Consider the following 11526-nt stretch of genomic DNA (forward strand, 5'->3'; position numbering starts at 1 on the left):
ACTACTCGACGCCTGCCGAACATTGCAATTAAAGAATTTATCATCATCTCCCTTGTCTTATTCAATTTACAATGCCAGGGGAGCCAGGAAGCTTCTGTTGAGAAGATAAACGGTACCTCCCGAATCCTCCTGCCTCTACATATGGAAGAGCTTGTCGGACTCAGAGATGGCGAGACGGTGGATATCGAAGTTAAGTTCCTGGGTAATTCAGAGGTGACCCGTGATGACGGGCTGAACGGCCCGGATAGCCTGATGTTGCAGATTCAGTTGCGGTTCGGTGTGCCAACCCGATTCCAATCTGGTAGTTTCCGCTGGTACCGGAAGGATGAATTATTCCAGGGTCCGCTAACGTCCCTATCGGTAACTTATTATGGCGGTCAAGGTGGCCTCCCCAGTATGGATGGACGGTTCCAGTTCAGGATCACTGGCCATGGGCATTATGAAATCTTTATCCCCACTAGCGAAATTGTTCGACCTTGACTTCTACCTAAAAAATGCCCTTTTCCGTAAACAGCCAGCGAAAGTTGAAATAGCCTGTAACATTTGCATGCAGTCGGATTGAAACCGCTCACTTAAATGTATAACATCTAACATCTGCGTGGTTCTGACCCGCGACGACGGCGTGCAATTTTAAAGTCAGGAGCTTCTCTCGAGTTTTGTTGTGATGCGAGGTTTTGATGCTCTAATGTCGCGGGCAGCACACGCCGCCGTTATACTCTAATTCTTATTAGTTGATTAAGAAATGATAGGTAGAACAATTTCTCATTACAATATCCTCGATAAGCTCGGCGAAGCCCGCCTGCTAATGACTTGCATAGGACAAATCTACGAGGTTACGAATGGCTGATTTAGTTGGGAAGACTATTTTGCATTACAGAATTACCGAGCAAGTCGGGCAGGGCGGGCTGGGTCTCGTTTATAAAGCCGAGGACACCAATCTCAAACGCGACATTGCCTTGAAATTCCACTATGAAACAACAAAGACACTTGAACTAAACAATTTCACTATGTAAGACTTTGTAGTCTTGAGAATTAGAGTTCACCTCAACTGAAATCTTAAGATATCCCCTACCGTAACACTCGGGTAGACCCCGATCAATGCTTCGGGCAACTGAAATCCTTGAAAATTAAATATCTTTCGCTTACCTTGTTCAATTCCTCTTCAATAATGATCTAAAACGATGGTCGGTCAAACTATTCTAAATTAATAGATAGACTATCACAAAAAGAGTTGTGTGTCGTGAAATTCTTATTGACAAACCTGAAACATGTTGCACAACCGTATTCTCTGTCAAATTTTATCAATCATTCATCATAACACGGAGAGAACATTATGGCTTTTACATTAGAGTTAGGCACAAAAGCACCGGATTTTACCTTGCCTGCGACAGACGGCAATACATACCAATTATCTGATTTTAATGATGCCAGGATGCTGGTCATCTTTTTTACCTGTAACCATTGTCCCTACGTCATCGGATCGGATGAAGTCACCCGGCGGACGGCTGAAAAATTTGCGGCTCACGGTGTCAAATTTATCGGCATCAATTCGAACAGTAAACACACCTATCCTGAAGATGATTTTGAGCATATGGTTGCTCGGATGAAGGAGCACAAGTTTCCCTGGTTCTATTTATATGATGAATCACAGGAGATTGCGCAAGCATATGGGGCATTACGAACCCCCCATTTTTTCGTCTTCGATAACGACCTTACGCTCATTTACACCGGTCGAGGGATCGATAATCCTCGTGACACGAGTAAAATGACCGTGAATGATCTTGAGAGATCTCTGGAAGAACATTTGGCCGGAAAACCAGTGAGTGTTGCGCTGACCAATCCCATCGGCTGCAATGTCAAATGGGCGGGAAAGGATGCGCATTGGATGCCGGTTGAGGCCTGTGATTTAGTGTGATGCGGTGAGGGGATAGAAAGGTTTTTCCAGCGCTTTTGTCAATAGTTGAGTTGCTGAGCTAACAAAGTTTGGAGGGATTGGTAAGTCGGGATGTGATTTCACAGTTTCCTGAATTCTCAAAGTTAGGTGTTTTAATCAGCATCAGTGGTTTTCAACCCGCCACCGCTCAAACAAATGTTATGCCGCTCATCAATAATAACAAGGGAAGCCAGAGGTCGTCGCCAGCTTTAGCTGGTTAGTTGTTGTTCAACGCTCTTGACCTTGTCGTCCATTGTCTGTTCCCGGTCTGTGCGAGTTCCAAGTTTGATAGTCGTTGTAATTCGGGGAGCGCCCATCTCATGGATGAGTTGGTGACAGCGCTTAAGCGCAGCAAGAGCTATGTCCCATTCGCCTTCAATATTTGTTCCGTAAGCGTGAAGGTGAGTCTTTAGTCCCAACTCAGAAAAGATTGGTTGGCACGCTGCGATATATCGAGACACCGAAACACCGACCCCAATGGGAACTATACAAAGATCCATAATTACTTTCATACGATACCTCCGTTATCGACGATCAGTAGCTTATCCGAATGTTAATATTTCGGAACAGTCGGATCCACTTCATCCGACCAGGCTAAAATTCCACCTTTTAAATTTTTAATTTTATCAAATCCGGCTTCACGCAAAAACTTAACGGCTTTTGCGCTACGAGCACCGGAACGGCAGTGTACGACGATGTTCCATGAGCGATCTAATTCCTGGACGCGAGTAGGCAATTCATTCAAAGGAATCAGTTTAGAGTTCGGAATTCGGCATATTTCATACTCATGCGGTTCGCGAACATCTAATATAAATGTATCACCGTTGCTCTCATTTTGTTCATTAAGCTCTGTAACTGAAATTTCATATTCTGGTTCTAATACAACTTTATCGGCATCCGTGCCAATGCCGCAAAATTCCTCATAGTCAATTAACGCACGAATGGTTGGATTTTCACCGCAGATCGGGCAATTTGGATCTTTTCTTAGTTTAAGTTCTCTATATTTCATGGCTAATGCATCAAACAGGAGTAAGCGGCCGATAAGAGGTTGTCCTTTTCCCAAAATCAGTTTAATCGCTTCAGTAGCCTGAATGAGTCCGACGTTTCCAGGAAGAATACCCAAAACGCCTCCTTCAGCACAACTTGGCACCAAGCCCGGAGGTGGTGGTTCAGGATAGAGGCAGCGGTAGCATGGCCCTTCTTTGGCATAAAATACAGATGCCTGGCCCTCAAACCGAAAGATACTGCCATATACGTTAGGTTTTTCCAAAAGGACACATGCGTCGTTTACCAAATATCTGGTTGGGAAATTGTCGGTGCCATCGATGATAATATCGTATTTTTCAAAAATATCTAAGGCATTTTCAGAAGTCAGACGAGTTTCATAGGTATCGATGTGCACATATGGATTGATTCCTTGAAGTCTGTTTTGGGCAGATTGTAATTTCGATCGGCCAACCTCATCGGTAGAATAAATGACCTGGCGTTGCAAGTTAGTAAACTCCACAACGTCAAAATCCACCATGCCAATTCGACCCACTCCTGCCGCCGCGAGATACATGGCTAACGGCGAACCTAAGCCACCCATACCAATCAGCAGTACTTTAGCTTGTTTAAGCTTCTTTTGCCCTTCCATTGCGACTTCCGGCATGATGAGATGGCGGCTATACCGTTCAATTTCAGCTTTAGAAAATTCACCATTGGTAGGCGGTTCTTTGCTAGAGTCCATTCCGCCAGCCACTGAAGGAACAATGCTAATCACATCTCCACTTTTCACTTTCGTGTAATTTTGTTCAAGATATCTGATGTCATCATCATTTACATAAACATTGACAAAGTTTCTTAATTTGCCATCTTCACTAAATAGATGCTTTGCTAGATCAGGAAACTCTTTGGTTAAATTCTGCAAAAGTTCGCCTACGTTTTGTCCTGCCAAATCAACCGTATCCTGGTTTTGAGAATACTGTCGTAGGGCGGTGGGGATTAAAATTTTTATGGACATGACCCATTCTCCTTAAAAGATTTAAATTAGAATAATTTTCTCTTGTTTAAATTTTGACCGATCGTTTTGCAATATCCATGAAGTGACTTCTAGAGCTTTGTTATTGGCAATAGACACGATAACATAAGAGTACCATGGCCAACCATATTCAACGTCATAAGCAGACGGGTTGGTTTCAGCATTAGGATGAGAATGGTAAAAACCGATAATATCCAGATTTTTCACTTTAGCGAATTTTTCGCACTGCAAATATGCATCAGAGGTGATTAAGAACCGATGATATTTTTCCCTTTCTTCCCGCGCATTGACTGAAGGAAAAGTTGACAACACTTCCTTATCGCCGTTATTTGGTTTACCCAAGAGGAATCCACAGCATTCGTTCGGATAAGATTCTACTCCATAAGCCTTTATTAATTCCAAATGTTTTTTTTGGATTTTAAGAGCCATATTAATTTTCTTGCCAAAATCTTTGGTCAAAATATTTATGTGCGCTATCAGGGAATATAACAACGATTACGCCTGTCGTGAGCCTTTTCGCTATTATGAGTGCCGCCGCCAACGCAGCCCCGGCGGACATTCCTACCAACAGGCCTTCTTTTGCCAGACGCTTCACCAGAAGCTGAGACTCTTCGGTACTAATTTCAAGGTTGTCGTCAGCCAACTCGGTATCGTAAATCCCAGGTAAAATGGCACTTTTCATATGTTTAAGTCCTTCAAGACCGTGCAATGGGGAATCGGGTTGAACAGAAATCAACTGAATATCTTCGTTAAATTCTTTTAAGCGACGTCCCGCTCCCATGAAGGTGCCGCTGGTACCCAACCCAGCAATGAAATGGGTGATTTTTCCTTTAGTTTGCCGTATAATTTCAGCACCCGTCCCGTCATAATGAGCCAACCAATTCGCACTGTTATTATACTGATCAGGATAAAAATATTGTTCAGGAGCTTTTTCATAAAGCCGTATCGCTTCGCGAATTGCACCATCCGAACCATGTTGGGGGTTAGAATAAATAAGTTCAGCGCCATAAGCTGCTAATGTCTGTTTAAATAAATTTCCCGCATTTTGGGGGATGGCCAATTTAACTTTATAACCCAAAGCGGCCCCAATCATCGCATATGCTATCCCGGTATTGCCCGAAGTTGCATCAAGTATTATTTTATCTTTTGTCAATGCACGTGATTTCTCACCCTGCAATATCATATTTAAAGCGGCTCGATCTTTTACTGAGCCTCCGGGATTAAACCATTCGGCTTTAGCAAATATTTGTACCGGTTTCACTTCTTTTGATATACTTGAGAGTTCAATTAATGGTGTATTGCCAACCTGCTCTATGATTTGCTTTCTTGAATGAGCTATCGAGTCTTCCGACGCCTTTTTCAAAAATCTATTTTCAATTATCGAGTTCATACATTCTTGTACAAAATAAAAAAGCCCACATTAAAGTTGAATGTGGGCTTTGATTGATTTGCAAAATATTCAGGGGTTTATTTAATGCAGATCATTCATAACCCATTCTCCATTGACAACAACACATGCAGGCCAAACATTGCAGACAGCAGCTTGAACTATTTAAACAAATGAAGTTATGAATGAAACTTATCATTAGTAACAAGTTTAATTGAGTATCAATAATTTGTTGATTAATATATTAAAGTTTATATTTTATGTCAAGAAGAAAATTATTTTTCAAACAATGTGAAAGTAATTTCATATTGGTTACTTTTTTAGGGCAAGTCAAAAGACCCTCACCCTGTCACACATTTCAGATTTTTGGATGAGTGTGAATTGTTCTCTTTGCCATTATCCCTAACAGCTAAAATCCTACAGCGTTTTGGCAAGGTAATTTAAGCCCTTCCCACTAAATTAGGGACTGAAACTCGGCATTCAGACAAGTATTTTTTGAATCACTAAAAGGTACCTTGAATTTAAGGAACTTTTTCCAATGCTCCGTGTACGATTAGATAAACAGGTTAATGTGAGTAAATACTCACTCACTCAAGAAACTGTAACTTGCCCAAACCTCTTACCAAAAAATCTGAAGTGATTGACGCGGCGCTATCTCTTTTTATGCGGCAAGGTATCAAAGCCACTACTACCCGTGATATTGCCCTGCGAGCCGGTATTGCCGAAGGTACTATCTACCGACATTTTGAAAGCAAGGCGGAACTGGCAGAAAGTATCTTCGAGCAAAATATAGATTTTTTCTGGAAATTTCTGAAAGGCTATCTCAAGAATACCAAAACACCGGAAGAGATGTTAGGGGCTTTCGTGCAGGGCTATTTCGAGTTTTCTCGCCGAGAACAGAAACGATACAGCTTCCTTATCGCTGCGCATCAGACTGAGCTGAAGAAACATTCCCGAGACAAAATGAAGCCTATGCAGATGCTAAAAAAGATTCTTAGACTGGGACAAAAGCAAGGACGGTTTAGAAAATTAGACACAAGTTTAGCTGGTGCCATGATAATGGGCACCATCATGCAAACCATCTTTTATCTTAAAAACGGACGCATAGCCGTGAACTACACTGAGTTGACAGAAGAAGTAATGCAAACTTGTCTTAAAATGATGCAAAAATGAGTTTGAATCAAAATATCTCTAAAAATAAAAGGTCCACCAGGAGAGAACAAAAATCTTCTCTGACACGGTATCTCGATGAAATCAGTAAGACACCGGTACTACCGCGTGCTGAAGAAATCGTCTTGATAAAGCGAGCCCAAAAAGGGTGTCAACAGGCGGCCGAGAAGCTAATACGTTCTAACCTGCTCTTTGTGGTGAGCGTAGCCAAGGAATATCAGAACCGCGGATTGTCCCTAGCCGATTTGATTAGCGAAGGGAATATCGGTCTTATGCGCGCTTTAGAGACGTTCGATCCCAATCGCAGTCTAAAGTTTATTACTTATGCGGTTTGGTGGATACGCCAGGCGATGCGACAGGCTTTATACGACAAAAGCCGTATAGTTCGACTGCCCCAGAATCGTCTGCAGCAAGTTAGACAGACTCTACGTGCTGTTGACTCATTAGAACAAAAATTTAAACGGGAGCCTACTGTTGCGGAAATCTCTGAAGCCCTTGGTAATGAGTCGCACGCGTTTTGCAATGCCTCAAAGTACTTACAATTCCAACAATACCTGGACACCCCATTAGATCATGATTCTACTAAACGCCTGATTAACATTATCCCAGATACAAATACCTCGTCTCCGGACGCCGGTTTGAAGTCTGAATCGCTGAAAAAGGAGCTGAAAATTGCATTAAAGGTTTTGAAAAATCGTGAAAGAGTGATTTTGCAGTTGCTGTACGGCCTTGGAGGCAGCCGGCCATTAACCCTTGGTGAGGTTGGTGAGCCACTTGGGATTTGCAGGGAACGGGTGCGGCAAATACGTAATGAAGCCCTCGCCAGGTTACGTCGCTCAAAACAAGTGAGGAATAACCTTCGAGGCTATTTGGAGTAAAGAATTTAAGAATAGCCAATATGAGAATCCGTTGTATTACGATTTTAGATAACTCACTAATTTGTGAAACGTTTTTTCAGCGGACTCATAAGTTTGAAAATAATCATCAATTTTATTTTTATGATGTTTTTTGTAATTTAAATTGAAAGGATATTAGTGCATCGATTGTGGGGCTTGTGAACCGGAATGCCCAGTAGAAGCTATCTTCCCCGAAGATGAAGTCCCTGACAAATGGAATGATTGCACAAGATACAACTATGAGGGCATTTGGTGTTTCACCACCGTAAAAGGCGATTTTTAAAAAAAACAATATCCAGTTTCACAGCGGTTCTTCTATCTCCTTCACATTCCTCCCTCCGGGGAACCGCCCGTTTTATTACCTTATAGTAAATTTGCCATATTGAAATGGCAGGAGATAACTTATCTATGAACTCGATAAATGAGAAAGATATTTTGGCGGCCTTGACCCAGGTTCAGGAACCGCAGTCGGGGAAAGATTTAGTTTCACTGAACATGGCTAAAAATGTTGAGATTGATGGGCCACGCGTCAGTTTTACTGTGGAATTCAAGAGTGCCTCTTACCCCTTCAAAGAAAAAGTTCTGGCAAATGCCAAGGCAGTCGTGATGACCATTTCGGGTGTAGGAATCGTAACGGTGAATTCCAAAATCAACGATCCACTTAAGGTCATTTCTTCCCAACCGGCACAAACCATGTCATCCCCACAGCCGGCTATGCGGCCTCAGCAACCTGTGCAGCCGCAAAAACAAAATCTGATTCCTTCAGCCAAAAATACTATTGCAGTCGCCAGTGGCAAAGGCGGTGTTGGTAAGACGACGGTATCTGTCAATTTAGCGGTTTCTTTAGCGCAAAGCGGGGCTGCCGTTGGCTTGTTAGACTCAGATATTTATGGGCCCAATATTCCCATAATGATGGGCGTGAATCAAAAATTAGGAACGCGCAATAACAAAATCGCCCCATTAGAACGATACGGTGTTCATATGGTTTCGGTAGGATTCATCTCAGAAGGCGATACGGCCATTATCTGGCGCGGTCCAATGGTTGGGAAAATGATTCAGCAATTCCTCGGGGAGGTGGATTGGGGTGCGTTAGACTATCTGGTCATTGACATGCCGCCTGGAACGGGCGACGCCCAGCTCACCCTTACTCAGACCGTTCCTTTGACTGGCGCCATCATCGTGACCACTCCTCAGGATGTGGCCCTCGCCGATGCGAAAAAAGGTATCAACATGTTTAGAAAAGTTGAGGTGCCTATATTAGGGCTTGTGGAAAATATGAGTTATTTTATTTGTCCCCACTGCAACAAGCGGCACGAAATATTTGATCATGGTGGCGGAAAAAAGGCCAGTAAAAAATTCAAGGTGCCATTTCTTGGAGAGATTCCTTTGGAAACAAAAGTGCGAATAGGGGGAGACCAGGGAACGCCAATTGTTATTTCAGAACCTGAGGCATCGGTTTCAGTGGCTTTCAAAAATCTGGCTAGTTCAGTAATGAAACAAATCGACATTTTAAAGGCCAAAGAAACAGACCAGGGCTTGTTGAAACGAGTTTTCAAAATAAGTTAGATGAGCGTATCCTTGAATATCTTATTAATCTCTACCTATGAACTAAGCCGCCAACCTTTTGGATTGGCCTCACCTGCTGCCTGGCTGCGTCGTGAGGGTCACAGGGTTACTTGCATCGATTGTGCCCTCGAACCTTTGCCTGCTGACGGAGTTCGGAAAGCAGATTTGATCGCATTCTATATTCCGATGCATACTGCCACTCGGTTAGCACTACAACTGCTTGATCGAGTCAAAGACATGAATCCTACAGCACACGTCTGTTTTTACGGCCTCTATGCTCCCATGAACGAACATTATCTACGACGGTTGGGGGCAGACACGATTTTAGGCGGAGAGTTTGAAGAAGGCTTGGTTAGCCTTGGTAGGCGGTTGCATCAACAGAATTTGACGGCGTCCAATACTGAAGAAAACGGCCCATGGCCACAAACCGAACCCAGGATTTCGCTGAATCGGCAAAAGTTTATCACCCCCGACCGGCAGGATTTGCCATCACTTTCCCGGTATGCACAACTTTGTTGCGGGAATGCTCATTCTAAAGTTGTTGGCTATGTTGAAGCCTCTCGCGGCTGTAAACATTTTTGCCGCCATTGTCCGGTTGTGCCGGTTTACAACGGCCATTTTCGGATCGTACAGCGGGATGTGGTATTAGCCGACATCCGCCAACAGGTGGCAGCAGGCGCAGAGCATATTACTTTCGGAGATCCCGACTTTTTTAACGGACCCGGCCATGCCCTGCCTATTGTAGAGGCGCTGCATAATGAATTTCCGCATCTGACTTATGATGTGACCATCAAGATTGAACACCTGCTTAAATATGCCAAACACCTGCCTGTTTTGCGACAAACCGGCTGCGCCATCGTGACCAGTGCTGTGGAATCCGTTGATGAACGCATCCTTTACTTTTTCGATAAAAGACACACCAAAGAAGATTTTGTTCAGGTGGTGAAACTTTTTGATGAGCTCGGATTAGTTCTCAATCCCACCTTTGTCCCCTTCACGCCCTGGACAAGCCTTGACGGTTATCGGGAATTATTGCAAACCTTGATCAAATTAGATTTAGTTGAAAATGTTTCGCCCGTGCAGTTGGCAATTCGCCTACTCATTCCTGAGGGGTCAAAATTATTAGAACTGCCCGAAACTTCTGCTGTCATAGGCCCATTTAACGAAGAATTGCTCAGTTACGAATGGCAGAATCCTGATCCCCTGGTTGATGAACTACATCAGCGCGTGATGAAAATTGTCAGTGCCGGAAATGCCCGAAAGGCAACTCGACAAGAAATATTCAGAAATGTATGGGATAGTATCGATACCCTATTAGGGAAATCCGATCCGATGCCAGAGCCGCAAAACCATCGTGCGCGGGCAGCCATTCCTTATTTAAACGAACCTTGGTATTGCTGAGCAGAACCGACAGAGGAGCAGTTTGCTCTGGTGTAAATTAAAAGGTGTCTTAAACCATATCCCAGCTAAGTAAAAGGATTTGACCAAATCATGAAAAGCCATACGATATCACGGGTCCCAAAAGGCGTTTCGGCTGGAAGACATTAGTCGGCCTGAACCGCAGGCTGGTGAAGTGCTCGTTAAGATAACAGCCTCGGCGATGTGCCACACCGTCTCAGTTTCTTGGAAGCTGGAACAAGCAAAGAAAGTAAAGAGAGGATTCCAAAAAATCTCTTCTTAAAAACAATGGCTATTGGAGGTAGAAAATGGCAGAATTAGTGCAAATGAAATGTGTTGCCTGCAGTAAGGGTGCGCCCACAGTCACAGAAAAGGAGATTGCGGAATTTATTCCGCAACTACACGAGTGGAGGATAGTGGAACAGGATGGCATCAAACGGGTAGAGCGTCCCTTTAAGTTTGATAATTTTTCTCAGGCCTTGTCATTCACTAACAAAGTGGGCGAATTAGCAGAGGCGGAAGGTCATCACCCAGCCCTGTTGACCGAGTGGGGCAAAGTGACTGTTACCTGGTGGACGCACAAAATCAGAGGGTTGCATCGCAATGATTTCGTCATGGCAGCAAAATCGGATCAATTGTATTAAAGAATTCAGACATGGAGAAAGAAATGCGCTCTTTAGCTGACAATGATAATTCGGAAAAAGAGTATGAATGTCCAGGTTGCGGCCAACCAACAAGCGGTACTGATACCGAAAGTGGCAGCAAGACAGCATTATGCGAGGACTGCTTTAATAGACAGAGATGGGATGATGAAGGGGGTGTCCAGCACAATGGTTCGGATAAATAAGACTTTAACGCCAGTAAGATGAGTTGGACCACCAACGCCTTCAAATGTATGGCCGGGTTGATTAAATCTTAAATGGTCCGTAGAATTGAATATTTGAATTCATACTTGTAAATTATAAAAATCACAAATAACATTTAATTTAACTATATTATAAAAAAAATTAAAGATAATATTAATCCGTAATACTATAAAATACCAGGAGAACTATGATGCAATTTCCTATATCACCACAACCCACATATGATCCTGAGGCTGTACAACCTATGCGCGATGAATTGATTGCGGTTGGTTTTGAGGAATTAATAACAC

General features: G+C 43.2%; 13 protein-coding genes. 9 read left to right on the plus strand and 4 right to left on the minus strand.

The window, feature by feature from the left end:
• The 3 genes from IH879_11555 to IH879_11565 form a co-directional block, all read left to right on the plus strand.
• The coding region (locus IH879_11555) for a hypothetical protein (protein ID MCH7675571.1) at positions 1–480 on the plus strand (480 nt) is incomplete at its 5' end.
• 359 nt (positions 481–839) lie between these two features.
• Positions 840–1013 carry a hypothetical protein gene (locus IH879_11560; GenBank protein MCH7675572.1) on the plus strand — a complete coding sequence of 58 codons (174 nt, stop codon included), beginning with the start codon at positions 840–842 and terminating at the stop codon, positions 1011–1013.
• Positions 1014–1333: 320 nt separating this feature from the next.
• Entirely contained in the window at positions 1334–1915 is a 582-nt protein-coding gene (locus IH879_11565) for a thioredoxin family protein (protein MCH7675573.1), read from the plus strand.
• A 227-nt stretch (positions 1916–2142) separates the two neighbouring features.
• Here IH879_11565 and IH879_11570 read toward each other — a convergent pair whose 3' ends face one another.
• Genes IH879_11570 through IH879_11585 form a run of 4 tightly spaced genes read right to left on the minus strand, consistent with a single transcriptional unit; the run spans position 2143 to position 5343 of the window.
• Entirely contained in the window at positions 2143–2445 is a 303-nt protein-coding gene (locus IH879_11570) for an MTH1187 family thiamine-binding protein (GenBank protein MCH7675574.1), read from the minus strand.
• Positions 2446–2486: 41 nt separating this feature from the next.
• Positions 2487–3935, minus strand: coding sequence for a molybdopterin-synthase adenylyltransferase MoeB (moeB, locus tag IH879_11575; protein ID MCH7675575.1), 1449 nt, complete (start codon positions 3933–3935; stop codon positions 2487–2489).
• 21 nt (positions 3936–3956) lie between these two features.
• Positions 3957–4382, minus strand: coding sequence for a M67 family metallopeptidase (locus tag IH879_11580; protein MCH7675576.1), 426 nt, complete (start codon positions 4380–4382; stop codon positions 3957–3959).
• A 1-nt stretch (position 4383) separates the two neighbouring features.
• Entirely contained in the window at positions 4384–5343 is a 960-nt protein-coding gene (locus tag IH879_11585) for a cysteine synthase family protein (GenBank protein ID MCH7675577.1), read from the minus strand.
• A gap of 603 nt (positions 5344–5946) precedes the next feature.
• On the opposite strand from IH879_11585, the gene IH879_11590 reads away from it, so the two are divergent.
• The 6 genes from IH879_11590 (at position 5947) to IH879_11615 (ending at position 11014) form a co-directional block, all read left to right on the plus strand.
• Positions 5947–6513, plus strand: coding sequence for a TetR/AcrR family transcriptional regulator (locus IH879_11590; protein ID MCH7675578.1), 567 nt, complete (start codon positions 5947–5949; stop codon positions 6511–6513).
• Positions 6510–7388: an RNA polymerase sigma factor RpoD/SigA gene (locus IH879_11595; GenBank protein MCH7675579.1), complete on the plus strand. Its 879-nt coding sequence runs from the start codon at positions 6510–6512 to the stop codon at positions 7386–7388. The genes IH879_11590 and IH879_11595 overlap by 4 nt, the downstream gene beginning before the upstream one ends.
• A gap of 160 nt (positions 7389–7548) precedes the next feature.
• Positions 7549–7689 (plus strand): ferredoxin family protein, encoded by a 141-nt coding sequence (locus IH879_11600; GenBank protein ID MCH7675580.1) that lies wholly within the window; start codon positions 7549–7551, stop codon positions 7687–7689.
• Between the two features lie 125 nt (positions 7690–7814).
• Positions 7815–8972: an Mrp/NBP35 family ATP-binding protein gene (locus IH879_11605; protein ID MCH7675581.1), complete on the plus strand. Its 1158-nt coding sequence runs from the start codon at positions 7815–7817 to the stop codon at positions 8970–8972.
• 12 nt (positions 8973–8984) lie between these two features.
• Positions 8985–10373, plus strand: coding sequence for a radical SAM protein (locus IH879_11610; GenBank protein ID MCH7675582.1), 1389 nt, complete (start codon positions 8985–8987; stop codon positions 10371–10373).
• A gap of 305 nt (positions 10374–10678) precedes the next feature.
• On the plus strand, positions 10679–11014 hold the full coding sequence (locus IH879_11615; protein ID MCH7675583.1) for a 4a-hydroxytetrahydrobiopterin dehydratase: 336 nt from the start codon (positions 10679–10681) through the stop codon (positions 11012–11014).
• Positions 11015–11526: the final 512 nt, after the last annotated feature.

This window comes from candidate division KSB1 bacterium (assembly GCA_022562085.1).
GTDB lineage: Bacteria > Zhuqueibacterota > Zhuqueibacteria > Oceanimicrobiales > Oceanimicrobiaceae > Oceanimicrobium.

What these genes read in the sequence shown, in the direction of transcription:
- IH879_11560 (MCH7675572.1), top strand. Translation starts at nt 840, where the DNA reads ATGGCTGATTTAGTTGGGAAGACTATTTTGCATTACAGAATTACCGAG.
- IH879_11605 (MCH7675581.1), top strand. Translation starts at nt 7,815, where the DNA reads ATGAACTCGATAAATGAGAAAGATATTTTGGCGGCCTTGACCCAGGTT.
- IH879_11565 (MCH7675573.1), top strand. Translation starts at nt 1,334, where the DNA reads ATGGCTTTTACATTAGAGTTAGGCACAAAAGCACCGGATTTTACCTTG.
- IH879_11580 (MCH7675576.1), bottom strand. Translation starts at nt 4,382, where the DNA reads ATGGCTCTTAAAATCCAAAAAAAACATTTGGAATTAATAAAGGCTTAT.
- IH879_11615 (MCH7675583.1), top strand. Translation starts at nt 10,679, where the DNA reads ATGGCAGAATTAGTGCAAATGAAATGTGTTGCCTGCAGTAAGGGTGCG.
- IH879_11570 (MCH7675574.1), bottom strand. Translation starts at nt 2,445, where the DNA reads ATGAAAGTAATTATGGATCTTTGTATAGTTCCCATTGGGGTCGGTGTT.
- IH879_11595 (MCH7675579.1), top strand. Translation starts at nt 6,510, where the DNA reads ATGAGTTTGAATCAAAATATCTCTAAAAATAAAAGGTCCACCAGGAGA.
- IH879_11585 (MCH7675577.1), bottom strand. Translation starts at nt 5,343, where the DNA reads ATGAACTCGATAATTGAAAATAGATTTTTGAAAAAGGCGTCGGAAGAC.
- moeB (MCH7675575.1), bottom strand. Translation starts at nt 3,935, where the DNA reads ATGTCCATAAAAATTTTAATCCCCACCGCCCTACGACAGTATTCTCAA.